The 16,663-nt window shown below is 71.8% G+C and carries 14 protein-coding genes; 4 read left to right on the top strand and 10 right to left on the bottom strand.

Annotation, left to right across the window (positions count from 1 at the left end; translation table 11 throughout):
* Positions 1 to 35: 35 nt before the first annotated feature.
* From ACZ7LT_RS30380 to ACZ7LT_RS30370, 3 genes are read right to left on the bottom strand one after another with little or no spacing between them, the layout of a single operon-like run.
* Positions 36 to 788, bottom strand: a complete 753-nt coding sequence (locus ACZ7LT_RS30380; protein WP_471239438.1) for an amino acid ABC transporter ATP-binding protein — start codon at positions 786 to 788, stop codon at positions 36 to 38.
* 5 nt (positions 789 to 793) lie between these two features.
* Positions 794 to 2,593, bottom strand: a complete 1,800-nt coding sequence (locus ACZ7LT_RS30375; RefSeq protein ID WP_471239322.1) for an FAD/NAD(P)-binding protein — start codon at positions 2,591 to 2,593, stop codon at positions 794 to 796.
* Entirely contained in the window at positions 2,590 to 3,444 is an 855-nt protein-coding gene (locus tag ACZ7LT_RS30370; RefSeq protein WP_471239321.1) for an amino acid ABC transporter permease, read from the bottom strand. The genes ACZ7LT_RS30375 and ACZ7LT_RS30370 overlap by 4 nt, the downstream gene beginning before the upstream one ends.
* Positions 3,445 to 3,873: 429 nt before the next feature.
* Between ACZ7LT_RS30370 and ACZ7LT_RS30365 the strand changes: the two genes are divergently transcribed.
* Positions 3,874 to 4,818 (top strand): ABC transporter substrate-binding protein, encoded by a 945-nt coding sequence (locus ACZ7LT_RS30365; RefSeq protein WP_471239320.1) that lies wholly within the window; start codon positions 3,874 to 3,876, stop codon positions 4,816 to 4,818.
* A gap of 81 nt (positions 4,819 to 4,899) precedes the next feature.
* Here ACZ7LT_RS30365 and ACZ7LT_RS30360 read toward each other — a convergent pair whose 3' ends face one another.
* Positions 4,900 to 6,147 (bottom strand): DUF5685 family protein, encoded by a 1,248-nt coding sequence (locus ACZ7LT_RS30360; RefSeq protein WP_471239319.1) that lies wholly within the window; start codon positions 6,145 to 6,147, stop codon positions 4,900 to 4,902.
* Positions 6,148 to 6,435: 288 nt separating this feature from the next.
* On the opposite strand from ACZ7LT_RS30360, the gene ACZ7LT_RS30355 reads away from it, so the two are divergent.
* A complete protein-coding gene (locus tag ACZ7LT_RS30355; RefSeq protein ID WP_471239318.1) occupies positions 6,436 to 6,870 on the top strand; it encodes a cell division protein SepF in 435 nt (144 codons plus the stop codon).
* Positions 6,871 to 6,908: 38 nt separating this feature from the next.
* Here the strand turns inward: ACZ7LT_RS30355 and ACZ7LT_RS30350 are convergent, their stop codons facing one another.
* Together ACZ7LT_RS30350 and ACZ7LT_RS30345 are read right to left on the bottom strand one after the other, a co-directional pair.
* Positions 6,909 to 8,099, bottom strand: coding sequence for an acyl-CoA dehydrogenase family protein (locus tag ACZ7LT_RS30350; RefSeq protein WP_471239317.1), 1,191 nt, complete (start codon positions 8,097 to 8,099; stop codon positions 6,909 to 6,911).
* A 72-nt stretch (positions 8,100 to 8,171) separates the two neighbouring features.
* Entirely contained in the window at positions 8,172 to 9,833 is a 1,662-nt protein-coding gene (locus ACZ7LT_RS30345) for an MFS transporter (RefSeq protein ID WP_471239316.1), read from the bottom strand.
* A 418-nt stretch (positions 9,834 to 10,251) separates the two neighbouring features.
* Here ACZ7LT_RS30345 and ACZ7LT_RS30340 point away from each other — a divergent pair, with 418 nt between their 5' ends.
* Positions 10,252 to 11,253: a phosphatase PAP2 family protein gene (locus ACZ7LT_RS30340; RefSeq protein ID WP_471239315.1), complete on the top strand. Its 1,002-nt coding sequence runs from the start codon at positions 10,252 to 10,254 to the stop codon at positions 11,251 to 11,253.
* Between the two features lie 107 nt (positions 11,254 to 11,360).
* Here ACZ7LT_RS30340 and ACZ7LT_RS30335 read toward each other — a convergent pair whose 3' ends face one another.
* Positions 11,361 to 11,576 (bottom strand): I78 family peptidase inhibitor, encoded by a 216-nt coding sequence (locus tag ACZ7LT_RS30335; protein ID WP_019885138.1) that lies wholly within the window; start codon positions 11,574 to 11,576, stop codon positions 11,361 to 11,363.
* 376 nt (positions 11,577 to 11,952) lie between these two features.
* Here ACZ7LT_RS30335 and ctaD point away from each other — a divergent pair, with 376 nt between their 5' ends.
* Positions 11,953 to 13,653: an aa3-type cytochrome oxidase subunit I gene (gene ctaD, locus ACZ7LT_RS30330; RefSeq protein WP_471239437.1), complete on the top strand. Its 1,701-nt coding sequence runs from the start codon at positions 11,953 to 11,955 to the stop codon at positions 13,651 to 13,653.
* On the opposite strand, the gene ACZ7LT_RS30325 is transcribed toward ctaD, so the two are convergent.
* The 3 genes from ACZ7LT_RS30325 to ACZ7LT_RS30315 are packed head-to-tail and all read right to left on the bottom strand — an operon-like array spanning position 13,610 to position 16,643.
* Entirely contained in the window at positions 13,610 to 14,572 is a 963-nt protein-coding gene (locus ACZ7LT_RS30325; protein WP_471239314.1) for a helix-turn-helix transcriptional regulator, read from the bottom strand. The genes ctaD and ACZ7LT_RS30325 overlap by 44 nt on opposite strands.
* A 53-nt stretch (positions 14,573 to 14,625) precedes the next feature.
* Entirely contained in the window at positions 14,626 to 15,363 is a 738-nt protein-coding gene (locus ACZ7LT_RS30320; RefSeq protein WP_471239313.1) for a hypothetical protein, read from the bottom strand.
* Positions 15,360 to 16,643, bottom strand: coding sequence for a glycosyltransferase family 4 protein (locus tag ACZ7LT_RS30315; RefSeq protein WP_471239312.1), 1,284 nt, complete (start codon positions 16,641 to 16,643; stop codon positions 15,360 to 15,362). The genes ACZ7LT_RS30320 and ACZ7LT_RS30315 overlap by 4 nt, the downstream gene beginning before the upstream one ends.
* Between the last annotated feature and the right edge of the window lie 20 nt (positions 16,644 to 16,663).

Below are 16,663 nucleotides of genomic sequence, written 5' to 3'. Positions count from 1 at the left end.
CCCCTTCCCGGGTCTTGGCGGACCGGGCGGGCATGTCACAGGACCTTGGAGAGGAAGGCGCGGGTGCGCTCGTGCCGGGGGTTGTCCAGGACCTCGCCGGGCGGCCCCTGCTCGACGATCCGGCCGCCGTCCATGAACACGACGGTGTCGGCGACCTCACGGGCGAAGCCGATCTCATGGGTGACGACGATCATCGTGGTGCCCTGGCCGGCCAGGTCCTTGATGACGTCGAGGACCTCGCCGACCAGCTCGGGGTCGAGCGCGGAGGTCGGCTCGTCGAAGAGCAGCAGCTTCGGTTCGAGGGCGAGCGCGCGGGCGATGGCGACGCGCTGCTGCTGGCCTCCGGAGAGCTGACCGGGATACGCCCGCTCCTTGTCGGCGAGGCCGACCCGGTCGAGCAGCGTGCGCGCGGCGGCGACGGCGTCCTCACGGGGCCGCTTCAGCGCCGAGACGGGGGCCTCGACGATGTTGTCGAGGACGGTCAGGTGCGCGAAGAGATGGAAGTTCTGAAAGACGAACCCGATCCGGGTCCGCTGCCGCAGGACGTCCCGCTCCCGCAGCTCGTGGAGCCTGTCGCCGCGGCGGCGCAGGCCCATGAGAGTGCCGTCGACGCGGATCCAGCCGCTGTCCGCCTTCTCCAGGTGGTTGATGGTGCGCAGCAGGGTGGATTTGCCGGACCCGGACGGGCCGAGGACGGCCACGACCTCACCGGCGCGCACGTCGAGGTCGATGCCGCGCAGCACCTCCAGGGCACCGAAGCGCTTGTGGACGGACCGGACTTCGACCATGGAGCTCATCGGGTGCTCCCCTTCGTGTAGTGATGTCCGACGGAGAGGTCGCGCAGCAGGCCGAGGGCGGCGCGCGCGGTGGCGTCGTTCTGCCGGAAGCCGAGGCCGCCGGTGCGGGGCCGGGTGAAGGCGGTGCCCGCCCGGCCGGTGGTGTGCGGGCCGAGCGCGAAGCGGCGCGGGTGCGGCAGGCCGCCGCGGTCCAGGATCCGGCCGTCCACGGGGTCGACACGGAGCAGCCCGCCGGGGGTGGCGGCGGCGCCGTCCTCGTACAGGGCGCGCAGCAGCGGGCTGCCGGTCAGAGCAAGGGTGGGGTCGGGCAGGCGGGCCTCGACCAGGGCGCGGGCCTCGACGGCGTGCCCCGGCACGCTGACGCTGCCGGCCCGGAACAGGCCCCGCTCCTCGTCGGCGGTGACGGTCATTCCGGCGCCGAGGAAGCGGACGACCCCGGCGCGGGAGAGCGCGAGCAGCCGGCGCAGCCGAGGCGCGGGCGGTCCGGAGGCGAGGAAGCTGAAGAAGCCGTGCCACCAGCCGTCGCCGACATCGCCGCCGAACCGCGCGATCTGCCCGTAGACGGAGAGCAGGGCGCCGAAGACGGCGAGGTCGGGGCTGTGGGCGGGGTCGTGCCGCCGGACGAGGTCGTCGGTGATGTGACGGCGCAGCCCGTCCTGGAGGGCGTCGAAGGTGTCGAAGCGCAGTCCGTCCAGGGGCCGGTCCAGGCCGTCGAGGTCGAGCCGGTCGGTGGCGTCGGGCACGGCGGAGGCGACCAGCGCGTCCAGTTCGGGCCCGCCGGGCGGCGCGGCCTCGTACCGCCGCTCGAAGACGCTCCACGGCAGCGCGGTGCGCTCGCCGTGGGCGGTGAAGAGCCGGTGGTAGTGGGCGAAGCGGAGCTCTTTGTCGATGTGCGGCCACAGGTCGCGGCGGAAGTCGAGCGGTCCCGCCGTGCGGGCCCGGCGGAGCAGGGGGTCGACCTGCGCGGGTCCGAAGAAGCGGGGCAGCGGGGGCCGTTCGCCCTCCAGGGCGTAGCCGATCTTGGCGTGGTACGGGACTCCGCGCCGCGACCCGACGTACAGCACCGGCTCGCGGCCGGAGGGCACGTACGCGCCGTTCTCGTGGCGGCCGCCGCGGCCCTCGGTGAGCAGGACCATGAGGTCGACGAAGGCGAGCCCGAGGCCGCGGACGAGGACCGGTTCCCCGGCGGGCAGCGCGGACAGGTCGCTGTCGGCGGTGAAGTCGGGCGGCAGATGCACCAGCCCGTGCCGCCGCGCGAACGCCCGCAGCGCCGTCTGTTCCGCGTCCGGTTCGGCGTCGAGATGGCCGATGGTCACCGCGACCAGGTCGGCGAGGAGCGGTGCGCTGCGGCCCTCGATCCAGACCCGCTGGCGCCCTTCGCGGGGCCCGCTGATCCGCAGCGCGCGTCCGCGGTGTTCCCGGACGGTGACCTGGGGAGGCAGGGCGGCGAGGGCCTGCTCGTACACCCAGCGCAGATAGGCGCCCTGCTCGCGGCGGCCGGGGAAGGCGCGCCCGTCGGTGCCGGCCCAGGCGGCGTGGGCGGGGCCGGGCCGCACCGGCCCCTCCAGCAGCACGGTCTCGTCGGTGAACATGGTGACGTCCTCGGCCCTGGAGTTCATCCACAGCAGGGGCGACTGGTCGTGGCGCCAGATACGGCCCCCGCCGGGCGGGTGCGGGTCGACGAGATGGATGTCGAGCGGCCGGTCGCCGTAGACGTCGGGCAGGTTGGCGGCGAGGCGCTCCAGCAGACCGGTCCCCCGCGGCCCGGCCCCGACGATCACCATCACGGCGCTCATCGCGCACCGGCCGTGCCGCGCGCGTAGTGGCGCTCGACGTAGTGCTGTCCGACGCTCAGCAGTGAGGTGACCAGGACGTACCAGAGGGTGGCGACCAGCAGCAGCGGGACGACCTCGTACGTGCGGTGGTAGACGAGCTGCACCGAGTAGAGCAGGTCCTGTACGGCGATGACGCTGACGATCGACGTGCCCTTGAGGGTGCCGATGAGCATGTTCCCGGCGGGCGGGACGATGGAGCGCATGGCCTGCGGCAGGACGATCCTGCGCATCCGCCGCCACCGGCCGAGGCCGAGGGACTGCGCGGCCTCGATCTGGCCGCGCTCCACGGAGAGGATGCCGCCGCGGACCACTTCGGCGGCGTAGGCGGCCTCGTGCAGGGTGAGCCCGATGACGGCGACGGTGACGGGTCCGAGGAGGTCGACCGTACGGACGCCGAGGATCCGCGGGTACAGCGCGCCGATGTTGAACCAGAACAGCAGCTGGACCAGGACCGGGGTCGAGCGGAAGAACCACACGTACGCCCAGCTGACGCCGCGCAGCACGGGGTTGTCCGAGAGCCGCATGACGGCCAGCGGGGTGCCGAGGAGGAACCCGAGGACCATCACGAGGGCGGTGAGCCACAGGGTGAGTCCAAGGCCGCGCAGCACGGCGGTGGAGGTGAAGTAGGCGGCGACGACGTCCCACTGGAAAGCGTCGTTGCGGATCACCGAGGCGAGGCCGAGCGCCAGCAGGGCGAGGACGGCGACGGCCGCCGCCCACTGGCCCGTGCGGCGGGCGGGGACGATGCGGAGATGGCCGGACGGCGGATCGTCCGGGGTGACCGTGGGGGCTTTGGAGAGGGTCGCGGACATGCGAAGGCTCCGTGGATGCGATGGGTCGAACACGGGTGGTGCCTTCACGGACCGGGCCCCTCAGCGCGATCCGTTCCTGAGGCTAGGCGACATGCACGGAGCGCTGTCAAGCCTGTCCGGAGTATGAGCCGTACGTCTCACGGCAGTTGACGCGCCATCGGATGCCTGTTCCACTTGGCCCATGCATCCACAGCAGTGGCTGGTCACGCGCTCCCACATCGACTTCGGTCGTGTGTGGTCCTCCTCCTGTTGAGCCGACCCCCGCTGTTCCGCCTGCCCGCGAACTGAGTTCCGGCAGCGTCTTTCGCCGCAGTGCCTGTTTCCGCGGTGCCTTCACTTCCGTAGCCCTGTGCTCGACTCCCCTCGCTCTGCCCTGCCTTCCTCCCTGGCTTCCTTCACCATGTCGTTCCTCCTGGAGAACCCGAAACCATGAGCGCCACACATACCCGTCGCCACACCGCCGTCTTCGCTCTGATCACCGCTGCCGCGCTGACGCTGACGGCGTGCGGACCGGGCGGCCCGGCGCCGGTGGCGCATCCGAAGGGCGCGGTGCCGACCGCCGATGTGACCGCGTCCGTCACCAAGGACGAGGCGGTGGCACGGCTGCTCCCGGCGGAGGTCCGCCGGCGGGGCGCCCTCACGATCGCGACCGCGGTCGGCTCCCCGCCGAGCGCCACCTATCTCGCGGACGGCAGGACCGTGGCGGGCCAGGACGTGGACGTCGCGGACGCCGTCGCCAAGGTCCTCGGCGTGCGGCTGAAGCGCGAGGTGGCGAGCTTCGAGGTGATCCTCCCGGCCCTGGACAGCGGGAAGTACGACCTGGGGACGGGGAACTTCGGCGTGACGGAGGAGCGGCGCCGGACGATCGACTTCGTCACGTACGTCAACGACGGCCAGGGCTTCGCCGCCCGCGCGGACAGCCCCCTGACGGAGATCACGGACCTCACCCAGCTCTGCGGCCTGAACGTGGCGACGGGCGCGGGCACGACGTTCGAGACGACCCTGGAACGGGAGAAGGGCCGCTGCGCCGCGGCGGGCAAGAAGCCGTACGGCCTCCAGACGTACGCGGAGCAGGGGGCGCCGTGGATCTCGCTCCGGCAGGGCCGCAGCGACGTCCTGATGAGCACGATCAACGGCCTGCGGTACGCGGTGGCGCAGCAGGAGGGGGTGAAGTTCCTCAACGAGTACAAGCGCCTCGACGTCGGCTTCGCCTTCAAGAAGGGGACACTACTGGCGCGGGCGTTCCAGGCGGCGGTGACGAAGCTGAAGGCGGACGGTACGTACGACAGGATCCTGGAGAAGTGGGGCACGAGCGAGTCGGCGATCAAGGAGTCCCGGATCTCCCCGCCGGAGATCACGACCCCGGTGCGGTGACCGGGCCCGGCACCCACGCCACGCCCCGCAGACATGCCGGGCCCGGCGCACATGCCGGGCCCGTCTCACACATCAGCAGCCTCAGCAGCCGTCGCAGGGGCAGCAGCAGCCACAACCGTCGCAGCCGCAGTCGTCGCAGTCCCGGCAGCAGCCCTCGCGCTTCTTCCGGGACCAGGGCCCCTCGTACTCCTTCGCGCAGCAGATCTGGCACGTGCAGAAGAGGCCCACGAACATCGCGCACCCGGCCCAGAAGCCGCGCGGCTTCGGACGGCCGGGGTCCGCGCCGAACTGGGGCGGGAGCGCCGGGCCGCCGGGTCCGCCCGGCGTGCCGCCGTAAGGGCCGCCCGGACCGGACGGGCCGCCGCCGTACGGATTGCCGCCGCCGCCGTACGGATTGCCGTCCCCGTACGGGCCGCCGGCGTACGGGTTGCCAGGGACCGGCTGGTGCGATCCGTCCGGCCGGTGCGCGCAGGTCGGGGTGGAGAAGGCGCGGTCCACCGACCGGCGCAGTTCGTGGACGAGGAGCACATGCGCCAGCCGCTGGTCCGCGAACTCCACCTCGCGCAGCGCCAGCCGGATCCCGTGGACGGCGTCGTCCGCGAGGCGGCGGGCCTCCGCGAGGGAGGTGCCGGTCGCGGTCAGCGGGTTCCAGGCGCCGCGCTCCGCGTCGGTCACGCGGTCCTCGACGGCGTCCAGGAGGTGGGCGAGGCGGCCGAAGAGCCGGCCGGCCTCGGCCAGCGGTGCCGCGTTGCCCGGCCGCCCGGCCAGGACCGCGGTGTGCGCGAAGGCCGCCGCGGTCGCCGTCTCGGTCGGTTCGGTGACGGTGAGCAGGGGCGTCCCCGGACCCGCCAGCGCCTCGATGCCCGGCTGCCGGTCGACGGCGTCGACCAGCACGGCCGTGTCGAAGCCGACCGCGCGGCCGGTGCGGGCGCCGGCCCGGTCCCAGCCACGGGCGACCGCGCGGGCCGCCGCCGCGGCCGGGCGGCGCGCCAACACCCCGTCCCGGTCGGCCACGTGGTCCCGTACCTTCGCCGAGGCCAGTACGAGCGAGACGGCCGCGGCGAGCCGCGCCCCCTCGCCCTTGGCCACCGGCGCCGTGCGCATCGCGCGCAGCGGACAGGGCCCGGCGGTGCGCCGGCCCCCGGAGGTGATGCCGCTCTGAGCCTCCGTCAGAACCGAGATGATGAGGCCGTCGTAGTTGGTGACGATCCGGGCGAACTGCCCGTGGTCGGACCGCAGTGCCAGACAGAGGCCGCAGAGATGGGCCATCCACTCCGCCGCGAGGCCGTCGCCGAGCCGGTGCGTGCAGGGCCGGACGATTCCGAACATGAAGACTTCCCCCGAGAGTCGGATGCTTGTGCGCCGGGCATCGTATCGAGGGGACCGTTCACCCGTACGTCCCCCCGCTCACCCGTCCGGACCGATTGTCCTCCCATAAGTTGCGCGACCCCCCATCAGAGGTCGTACAGCGGAAGAACCTTGACGAATCGCCACATCTTCTGCACCAGTACCGTCACGAATCCCCTGCGCGGCGACTATCCACTTGGCGCGCGATCCGCATCATGGACGACCATAGGGGTGCGGAACCACAAGTGACCGCGCTGAAAGGAGGCGTCCATGGGATCGGTGCGTAAGGCAAGTGCCTGGCTGGGGCTCGTCGAGGACAGCGACGAGCGTTACTACGACGACGAGTACGCCGAGGGTGCCGAGAGCGGCGACGCCTGGGTGACGGACCCGCGGGTGCGGGTGGCCTCCGAATCGGCGCGGGAAGAGGGCCGCCGGATCGCGACGATCTCCCCGGACGGTTTCCGTGACGCCCGGGGGATCGGCGAGCTGTTCCGGGACGGTGTCCCGGTGATCGTGAACCTGACGGCGATGGAGCCCTCCGACGCCAAGCGCGTCGTCGACTTCGCGGCGGGCCTGGCCTTCGGCCTGCGTGGTTCGATCGAGCGGGTCGCGACCCGGGTCTTCCTGCTGACCCCCGCCGACACCCAGATCGTCAGCGGAGAGTCCCCGGGCCGCCGTACGGACGGCTTCTTCAACCAGAGCTGACGGGCAAGGCCGCTCACCCCCCGCCCGGTGCGCTCCGCCTAGCGGAACGCGTCCAGACCGGTGAGCGCCTTGCCCAGCACGAGCTGATGCATCTCGACGGTGCCCTCGTACGTCAGCACCGACTCGAGGTTGGTGGCGTGCCGCATCACGGGGTACTCCAGCGAGATTCCGTTGGCCCCGAGCACGGTGCGCGAGGTGCGGCAGATCTCGATCGCCTCCCGCACGTTGTTGAGCTTCCCGAAGCTGACCTGCTCCGGGCGGAGCTTCCCGGCATCCATCCGCCGCCCCAGATGGTGGGCGAGCAGGATGCCCTTGTGCAGTTCGACCGCCATGTCGGCCAGTTTGGCCTGGGTGAGCTGGAAGCCGCCGATCGGTCGCCCGAACTGCTCGCGGGTCTTCGCGTACTCCAGCGCCGCCTCGAACGACGAGCGCGCCGCGCCCATCGCGCCCCACACGATGCCGTAGCGGGCGTGGGACAGACAGCTGAGCGGACCCTTGAGGCCGGCGACCTCCGGCAGTACGGCGTCGGCGGGCAGCCGGACCTCGTCCATGACCAGCTCGCTGGTGACGCTCGCGCGCAGCGACCACTTGTGCCGGATCTCGGGGGCGGAGAAACCGGCGGCGTCGGTGGGGACGACGAAGCCGCGGATGCCCTCGTCGGTCTGGGCCCACACGACGGCCACCCCGGCCACCGAACCGTTGGTGATCCACATCTTGCGGCCGGTGAGCACCCAGTCGGTGCCGTCCTTCTTGGCGTACGTGCGCATCCCGGCCGGGTCGGAGCCGTGGTCCGGCTCGGTCAGCCCGAAGCAGCCGATGATCTCGCCGGCCGCCATGCCCGGCAGCCAGCGCCGCTTCTGCTCCTCGGAGCCGTACTTCCAGATCGCGTACATGGCGAGCGAGCCCTGGACGGAGACGAGGGAGCGGATGCCGGAGTCGGCGGCCTCCAGCTCCAGGCAGGCCAGGCCGTACTGGACGGCGCTCGCACCGGCGCAGCCGTATCCGGTGAGGGACATGCCGAGCGCACCGAGCGCACCGAGCTCGCGGGCCAGCTCACGGATGACCGGCAGCTCGCCCCGCTCGTACCAGTCGGCGATGTGGGGCAGGACGCGTTCGGCGGACCAGGCGCGGATCGTGTCGCGGATCGCCAGATCCTCGGGTTCGAGCAGATCGTCGAGGCCGAGGGGGTCGTCGGCGGAGAAAGGCGGGAGCTTCGAGGGTGCGGACATGGCGGGGCCTCCGGGCGGCTCACACTCGTAAAACTAGCGGTGGTAGTTACAGCTCGGCGCTGACGTTACGGCTCAGTGTGCCGCGCGTCCAGACCTCGCCGCCTCGACCGGCTCGCGCCGCCCCGGAACCCGCACCTCCGGCCCGGTGACGGTCTCGGCCGCCCACTCCCGCAGCGCGCTCGCGCACTCGGCCGCGGCCTGTGTCTCCATCACCCGCGGCAGCCGCAGCGCCATCACCGCCCCGGCCAGCAGCAGCCCCGCGCTGACCAGCAGCGTCACATGCAGACCGTGGACGAAGGAGTGCCGGGCGGCGGCGTGCAGGGCGGTACCCGCCGGGCCGCCGAGCTGCGCCGCGACCTGGTAGGCCTCCCCCAGCGAGTTGGCGGCGGCCGCGGAGGCGGCGGCGGGCACGCCCGGGACCGCCGCGAGGCCCGGCGCGTAGGCGGCGTTCATGACGCTGCCGAGCATCGCGATGCCCATGCCCGCGCCGAGTTGGTACGACGTCTCGCCGATCGCGGCCGCTCCGCCCGCGCTCTCGGCCGGGGCCTCGCTCAGCATCGACTCGTACGCGGCGAAGAGCGTGGTCTGCAGGCCGAAGCCGAGCAGGACGAAGCCGACGGTGAGCAGGACGGGCCGGTCGTGCTGGCCCATGAGGATCAGCAGCAGCACGGCCCCGGCGGTAAGGACGAAGCCCCAGCCGACCATCTTGCGCGGGCCGATCCGGGCCAGGGTGTACGAGCCGGTGGCGCCGGCCGCCATCGCGGCGAAGGTGAGCGGCAGCAGCCGCAGCCCGGTCTCCAGCGGGCTCAGCCCGAGCACCAGCTGGAGGTACTGCACGGCGATCAGCTCCAGGCCGACCAGCGCGAGCATGGCGAGGACGATGCAGCCCACCGAGGTGGTGAAGGCGGCGCGGGAGAAGAGCCGCATGTCGATGAGGGGGTGCTTGCGGCGCTTCTGGCGCCGGACGAAGAGCACCAGCAGGGCGGCGCCGAGCAGCAGCGGGAGGGCGGTCGCCAGGGAGAGCAGCGGCTCGCCGGAGCCGACCCGCTTCACCCCGAGGACCACACCGAGCACACCGGCCGCGGCCATCAGCGCGCCGAGCACGTCCCAGGGTCCGTCGCCGCTGCCCTTGGACTCGGGGAGCAGCCAGCGGCCCAGCGGCAGGATCAGCATCATCAGCGGGATGTTGATCAGGAAGACCGAGCCCCACCAGAAGTGCTGGACGAGGAAGCCGCCCAGGACGGGTCCGGTGGCCGCGCCGACGGCGGCGACGGCGGTCCAGATGCCGATGGCGGTGGCGCGCTCGCGGCGGTCGGGGAAGACCGCGCGCAGGATCGAGAGCGTCGCGGGCATGATCATCGCGCCGCCGACGCCGAGGAGGGCGCGGGCGCCTATCAGCACGCCGGGGTGGGTGGCGAGCGCCGCGACGGCGGAGGCGACGCCGAAGAGGGCGTAGCCGAGGAGCAGGATCCTGCGTCGGCCGACCCGGTCGCCGAGGGTGCCGAAGAGGATCAGGAGCGCGGCGCAGACCAGGGGGTAGGCGTCGACGATCCACAGCAGGGCGGTGGAGCTGGGGCGCAGGTCCTCGGTGACGGAGGGGACGGCGACATGGAGGACGGTCGCATCGAGCGCGACGAGCAGCAGGCTGACGCACAGGACGAGCAGGACGACCCAGCGGTTGGCTCCGCCGGCGACGGCGCGCAGGCGTGATCCGGCCGTGGTCGTCACCGACATGTGTGTACCTCCCAGTGCTTCCTCGCGGTCGGCGGGCGCCGGCCGGGGTGGTCGGCCCCCCGGGGCGGCCCGGCATCGACGGGCGAGTGAGCCGTCAGCGTACGCGAGTTCGCGCCGGTGGCGCGTGGTCCAGCTCTCACCTCCACCGGCCACGGAGTGTGGCGTACGCCACTTCGGGCCGGCCGCGCGTCGTCTGGCGCCGCGCCGGGAATTACCTCCAGGGCCCCGCGCGACGCATTTCACCGGCATACAAACAGACTTACGTAAACCCCGTCCCCGCCAATAGGCCGCGAGGTCACCGCGCTTTCTGGATTGCCCGGGAATAATCCACAGACTGAGACAGACCCCACATCACATGGTCATCACGAAGAGCGCGGATCGACCGGGATCGCCGCTCACTCGCTGTAACGTCGATTGGGTGCGTACCGACATCTTTGCCCGGCTGGACCGGGAGCCGGAACCGCCGAAGATTGAGATCCCGCGGATGACCCGCACGCGTCTCGCCCTCTTCGGCGGGACGCTGGCCTTCTATCTCGCCATCGTCGTCGCCGTGCTCATCACGTCCTGGCTCGTCACGCTCGACTGGAAGATCATGCTCTTCCGGCCGTACCAGCAGTGGCCGCAGCTGCACGCCTTCCTCGACTACTACGTGGTCCTCGGCCAGCGCGGCCCGACCGCCGTGATGGTCGCCGCCTGGCTGGGCTGGCGCTCCTGGCGCCAGCACACGCTGCGACCGCTGCTCGCCCTGGGCGCCTCGCTGCTGCTGCTCAATGTCACCGTCGGCTCGGTCAAGCTCGGCCTCGGCCGGCTCGGCCCCCACTACGCGACGCAGATCGGCTCCGCCGAGCTCTTCGCGGGCGGCGATATATTTCCTTCGGGACATACCGCCAACGCGGTCGTGACCTGGGGAATCCTGGCCTATCTGGCCACCACGCCGCGCGCGAGGCGCTATCTGTCGGCCGTCTCGGCCGTGGTCGCCCTCGGTGTGGGGCTCACCACCGTCTACATCGGTACGCACTGGCTGAGCGATGTGCTGCTCGGCTGGGCCGCCGGTCTGCTGATCCTGCTGGCGCTGCCCTGGTGCGAGCCGCTGATCGCCCGCGCCGAGGCGTTCATCCTCGGGGTGCGCGACCAGCTGCGGGAGCGCCGCCGGCTGGTGCCGTCGCTGCCGGTCGCGGCCGGTGGACCGCGGCCCGCGATGTTCCCGCAGCACGGGCCCGCGGCCGTGGACGCGGAGGAGGAGCCGACGTGCGCGCCGGTCGGCGCGGGCAGCGGGCGGGTCGCCGCCCGCTCGGCCGCCCATCTCGCCCCGCCGCACGGCCCGCAGCGGGCGCACGCGGTGCGCTCGGATCGGACGCCGGTCACCCCGGTCGGCAGCCGTCGACCGCCGCGCTCGCGGCCGGTGGGCACCGGCGGCTGACCCCGGGAGAGTTTCCCGTCCGACCGCGGGACGGTACGCACGGCATCACCCCAGCAGGGCGAAGGCCCCGGCTCCGGCCGGGGCCTTCGTCGTGTGTGCGGGGCCGGTCAGCCGAGCCAGCAGCGCGTGACGGTGCCGTCCTCGACCTCGAAGTTGATGCGTTCCGCCATGTACTCCATGGTGATGATCGAGCCCGGTGGCAGGGTGCGCACCAGCGTCCAGCCGCGGGCGTGGGCGAGTTCTTCGGCGCCTTCCGCTTCGAGTCCGACATAGGACTCGGGGGCGTCTTCGGGCGGTACGGGCGAGGTCGGAATCGGTGCCATGTTTCTCACCGTAGGCCGCATCGGACGGTGACGGAAGCCGGGGTCCGACAGATGTGTCAGCACCCTCACGTACCTCACCGGTCACACTTGTGTCACAGGATCTCGACATATGTTTGACACGAACCCCGTCACTCGAACGGGCAGTTCCGGGCCGCTTCCGCGGTAATTCCGAACGCCTCGTACAGCCCTTCGCCCACACCCGCGCGAATTCCATTGCGGCAGCCGGTGAAGGGAATTACGGGGCCGCTTTCCGGCCCGGTTTCACCGCTCCTCGCGCGGGCCGCCCCCGGCCCGTGAGCCAGTCGGCCTATCCGGCCGGATCGCGCTCTGTCCCGGCCCCGCCCGGCGCGCGCATCATGTGGCGATGGTGTCAGCGATGGGTACGGAGACCGACGAGGCGGCGGTCGCACCGGGACCGGTACGGCACGGCAGGGTCGTGATCGACTGGCTCACGACCACCGACCACAAGAAGATCGGCCACCTCTACCTGATCACGTCGTTCTTCTTCTTCCTGGCCGCCGGGCTGATGGCCATGCTGATGCGGGCCGAGCTGGCCCGCCCGGGCCTTCAGCTGATGTCGAACCAGGAGTACAACGCGGCGTTCACCCTGCACGGCACGATCATGCTGCTGCTCTTCGCCACCCCCACCTTCGCGGGCTTCGCCAACGAACTGGTGCCGCTGCAGATCGGCTCGCCCGACGTCGCCTTCCCGCGGCTGAACATGTTCTCGTACTGGCTCTTCCTCTTCGGCGGCCTGATGGTGATCGCCGCCCTGATCGTGCCCACCGGGCCCCCCGCCTTCGGCTGGACCGCCTACGCCCCGCTCAACAGCATGGAGCGCTCCCCCGGCCTCGGCGCCGACCTGTGGATCATGGGGCTCGCGCTCTCCGGCTTCGGCACGATCCTCACCTCGGTGAACTTCCTGGCGACGATCGTCGGGATGCGCGCCCCGGGCATGACCATGTTCCGGATGCCGATCTTCACCTGGAACGTGCTCTTCACCGCGATCCTGGTGCTCGCAGCCTTCCCCGTCCTCGCGGCGGCGCTGCTGGTCCTGGAGTCCGACCGGCGCCTGGGCTCGATGGTCTTCCAGTCGGAGAACGGCGGCGCGCTGCTGTGGCAGCACCTGTTCTGGTTCTTCGGCCATCCCGAGGTCTACATCATCGCCCTGCCGTTCTTCGGCATCATCACCGAGATCATCCCGGTCTTCGCCCGCAAGCCGATCTTCGGCTACGCGACCCTGATCGCCGCCACCATGTCCATCACCGGGCTCTCGCTGGTGGTGTGGGCGCACCACATGTTCGCCACCGGGGCGGTGCTGCTGCCCTTCTTCTCACTGCTGTCGTTCCTGATCGCCGTGCCGACCGGGGTGAAGTTCTTCAACTGGACGGGCACGATGCTGCGCGGCTCGCTCTCCTTCGAGACCCCGATGCTGTGGGCGGTCGGCTTCCTGGTGACGTTCCTCTTCGGCGGGCTGACCGGGGTGATCCTCGCCTCGCCGCCGCTGGACTTCCATGTCACCGACACGTACTTCGTGGTCGCCCATTTCCACTACACGGTCTTCGGCACGGTCGTCTTCGCGACTTTCGCCGGGTTCTACTTCTGGTGGCCCAAGTTCACCGGCAAGATGCTCGACGAACGCCTCGGCAAGATCCACTTCTGGACGCTGTTCGCCGGGTTCCAGATCACCTTCCTGGTGCAGCACTGGCTGGGCGCCGAGGGCATGCCCCGGCGGTACTCCGACTATCTGGCGGCCGACGGCTTCACCGCGCTCAACTCCGTCTCCAGCGTGGGTGCGTTCCTGCTCGGCATCTCCACGCTGCCGTTCCTCTACAACGTCTGGAAGACCAGCCGGTACGGCGTCAAGGTCGAGGTGGACGACCCGTGGGGGTACGGGCGGTCGCTGGAGTGGGCGACCTCCTGCCCGCCGCCCCGCCACAACTTCGTGACCATCCCGAGGGTCCGCTCGGAGGCGCCCGCCTTCGATCTGCACCACCCCGAGTACGCCACCTTGGAGGACGTACGCGCCAAGGTCACTCTCCAAGAGCTCGAGAAAGACGGTCCCGGACCTTCCTGATGTGCTCCTCGAGCGAGACCGGCTCGATCACCTCGAACTCGAAGCCCATCAGCACCACATGGATGACCAGCACATCCAGACTCGTCCCACCGGTGCGCAGCACACACGTCGTGGCGGTCTCGGCCTCCAGGACCCCGTCGGACGGCCCGACGGTCAGGGCCGCCTCCTCCACCGGTACGTGGAGGCGGAACACGGCGCTCGCCGCGTACGCCGCCGTGGAGACCCCCTTGGACACATAGGCGGCCAGATCCTCGGCGGGCGGCTGCCGGGGCGGGAAACGGGGGCCGTGCGGCGGCTTGGGCACGATCCGGTCGGCCCGGAAGGTCCGCCAGTCCGCGCGCTCCATGTCCCAGGCGACGAGGTACCAGCGCCGTTCGGTGCACACCAGCCGGTGCGGCTCGACGGTGCGGCGGGTCGCCGAACCGCCGTGGTCGCGGTACTCGAAGCGCAGCCGTTCGCTGTCGCGGCAGGCGTTGGCGAGCTCGGTGAGCACCGACGGGTCGAGGGCCTGCGGCTGGGGGGCGCGCAGCATCGGCACGGTGAAGGTGTTCAGGGCGGAGACCCGGCGGCGCAGCCGCCCGGGGAGCACCTGCTCCAGTTTGGCCAGAGCCCGTACGGAGGTCTCGCCGATGCCCTCGATGCCCTGGCCGGCGGCGGTGCGCAGGCCCACGGCGACCGCGACGGCCTCCTCGTCGTCCAGGAGCAGCGGCGGCAGTTCGGCGCCCGCGCCGAGCTGGTAGCCGCCGCCCGTCCCGGGGCTGGCGTTGACCGGATAGCCGAGCGCGCGGAGCCGATCGACGTCACGCCGTACGGTGCGCGGGGTGACGCCGAGCCGCTCCGCGAGGTCGGGGCCGGACCATTCGCGGTGGGCCTGCAGCAGTGAGAGCAGGCGGAGCAGTCGTGCCGAGGTCTCCAGCATGCGGCGATTCTCGCAGCCCTCGCGGACAGCTTCTGTCCGCGAGGGGGCCGCGGTCAGGGGGTGACGCGGACGCAGAGGTCGTTGTCGGCGGTGTAACAAGGGGCGGCCCGGTGGTCGCCGACCGCAGTGACCGGATAGACGAAAACGTTCCTACGGTCCCAGAGGTCGTCCAGGATCCGGGAGATCCGCACCGGCTCGGCGTCCTCGGCCGGGCGTAGCCACAGCTCCCACAGCCGCTCACGTTCGAGCGGCTCCTCGACGAGCGGCCCGTAGGGCAGGGTGAAGGAGAAGACCCCGTCGATACAGGTGGCCTCGACCCGGTGGACCCGGCCGTCGAGGCGGGCCTCGGCGACCGCGCCGGGGCCGGACACGGTCCCGTACAGGCGCCCCTCGACGGTGCAGCCGCCCTCGGTGAAGGTCAGGTCACCGGCTTCGGCGTGCGGGGCGCGCAGCCAGGCGCGTACGGCGAGCCGGCCCTCGGCGGTCGGGTACGGGATGCGGACGGCGACCCGGTCGCCGGAGCCGGGGCGCCGGTCCACCAGCTCGCGTACGTCGCGGATGCCGGCCTCGACGGGCAGCTCGTCGGCGAAGAGGTCCCAGCGGCCTTCGGCGAGCTCGGTGCCGGCGGGCAGGACGGCGGTGCCGCCGGGCCCGGTCTCCAGCCGCAGCTCGTCGTCGCCGCCGCGCAGCTTCAGCACAAGCGCGGTGGCGCCGTCGGTGAGGGTGAAGCTGATCTCTCCGGTGGCCCGGGCGGTGCAGTCGGCCCGCACGCCGGTGGTGGTCGTGGTCACTTCCGCTTTCCCTTCCGCAGCACGTCGGCCGCCTTGTAGCGCAGGGCGTAGGCGGCGTCCAGGACGGCGCCACGCGCGCGGTGGAGCCCGTCGCGCAGGCCCCCGCGGGAGCGGGCGTTGGCGCCCTGGGCGACCAGCTCGGCGAAGAGCGCCTCATGGCGCTCGGCGATCCGCGCCGGGTCGAAGCGCTCCGAGGCGGCGAGCGCCGCCTGGCCGGTCTTGCGGCGCAGTTCGTCGTCGTTGATGAGGGCAAGCAGCGCGGCCGCGACCGCGTCCGCGTCGCCGACCGGCACGAGCCGTCCGTCGACCCCGTCCTCGATGATCTCGCGGGGACCGTGCGGGCAGTCGGTGGAGACCACCGGCACTCCGCAGCGCATGGCCTCCACAATGGTCATGCCGAAGGACTCGATCCGGGAGGTGACGGCGGCGATCGAGCCCTTCACCCACTCCGGCTCCAGCGGGTTGGCCGGTCCCATCAGGAAGACGTGGTTGTGCAGCCGGTGCAGTTCGATCAGGGCGCGCAGGGCGTTCTTCTCGTTGCCGGTGGCGTCCCCGGAGCCGTAGATCCGCAGCCGCCAGTCCGGCCGTTCGGCGACGACCTGGGCGAACGCCTTCACCAGCAGGTCGTACCGCTTGACGTTGGTGAGCCGGCCGGCGGCGACGACCCACTTGGCGGTGGAGTCGGCGGGCGGCACGGTCGGGGCGGGCACGCTGTTGGGGACCGCGTCGATCCGTACGCCGGGCAGCTTGAGCCGGGTCCGGTAGGAGCGGGCGTCGGCCTCGGTGACGGTGGTGACGGCGTCCAGGAGGGCGTAGCGGTGCCCTATTTCGCGGCGCAGGCGGTAGCCGTGGCTGTCCAGGGTCAGGTGTTCCTGGCCGATGCGGACCGGGCCGCGCCGGGCCTGGCGGGCGATGTGGACGTTGAGACCCGGGCGGGTGCCGACGACGACATCGGCCTGAAGGTTCTTCAGATGCGCGCCGAGGCGGGCGTCGGTGAGGCGGCTGTACTGCTTCCAGCGGCCGTCGCCGCGCGGGAAGACCCGGGCCGGCTTCTTGTAGTCGGGGTGGTCGCCGTCGTAATCGGGGCTGTTCTTGCGCAGGTCGACCAGATGCCGCATGGTCACGCCGGGCGGGGCGCCGAGGGTCGGCTCCTCGCGGTGGCGGAAGACGGAGACGATCTCGACGTCGTGCCGCTCGGCCAGGACCTGGGCGAGGTTGAACGTCGTGCGAATCGTGCCGCCAATGCCGTAGGCGTTGTGGAGCAGGAATGAGATGCGCATCGGGCCGCCGTGTCTCCCCC

This window comes from Streptomyces sp. NPDC039465 (assembly GCF_055639315.1).
Note: the sequence above shows the minus strand (reverse complement) of the source record. Positions and strands in the feature narration are given on the sequence as shown.

What these genes read in the sequence shown, in the direction of transcription:
- ctaD (WP_471239437.1), top strand. Translation starts at nt 11,953, where the DNA reads ATGGGTACGGAGACCGACGAGGCGGCGGTCGCACCGGGACCGGTACGG.
- ACZ7LT_RS30360 (WP_471239319.1), bottom strand. Translation starts at nt 6,147, where the DNA reads ATGTTCGGAATCGTCCGGCCCTGCACGCACCGGCTCGGCGACGGCCTC.
- ACZ7LT_RS30370 (WP_471239321.1), bottom strand. Translation starts at nt 3,444, where the DNA reads ATGTCCGCGACCCTCTCCAAAGCCCCCACGGTCACCCCGGACGATCCG.
- ACZ7LT_RS30335 (WP_019885138.1), bottom strand. Translation starts at nt 11,576, where the DNA reads ATGGCACCGATTCCGACCTCGCCCGTACCGCCCGAAGACGCCCCCGAG.
- ACZ7LT_RS30315 (WP_471239312.1), bottom strand. Translation starts at nt 16,643, where the DNA reads ATGCGCATCTCATTCCTGCTCCACAACGCCTACGGCATTGGCGGCACG.
- ACZ7LT_RS30345 (WP_471239316.1), bottom strand. Translation starts at nt 9,833, where the DNA reads ATGTCGGTGACGACCACGGCCGGATCACGCCTGCGCGCCGTCGCCGGC.
- ACZ7LT_RS30375 (WP_471239322.1), bottom strand. Translation starts at nt 2,593, where the DNA reads ATGAGCGCCGTGATGGTGATCGTCGGGGCCGGGCCGCGGGGGACCGGT.
- ACZ7LT_RS30380 (WP_471239438.1), bottom strand. Translation starts at nt 788, where the DNA reads ATGGTCGAAGTCCGGTCCGTCCACAAGCGCTTCGGTGCCCTGGAGGTG.
- ACZ7LT_RS30350 (WP_471239317.1), bottom strand. Translation starts at nt 8,099, where the DNA reads ATGTCCGCACCCTCGAAGCTCCCGCCTTTCTCCGCCGACGACCCCCTC.
- ACZ7LT_RS30365 (WP_471239320.1), top strand. Translation starts at nt 3,874, where the DNA reads ATGAGCGCCACACATACCCGTCGCCACACCGCCGTCTTCGCTCTGATC.
- ACZ7LT_RS30355 (WP_471239318.1), top strand. Translation starts at nt 6,436, where the DNA reads ATGGGATCGGTGCGTAAGGCAAGTGCCTGGCTGGGGCTCGTCGAGGAC.
- ACZ7LT_RS30325 (WP_471239314.1), bottom strand. Translation starts at nt 14,572, where the DNA reads ATGCTGGAGACCTCGGCACGACTGCTCCGCCTGCTCTCACTGCTGCAG.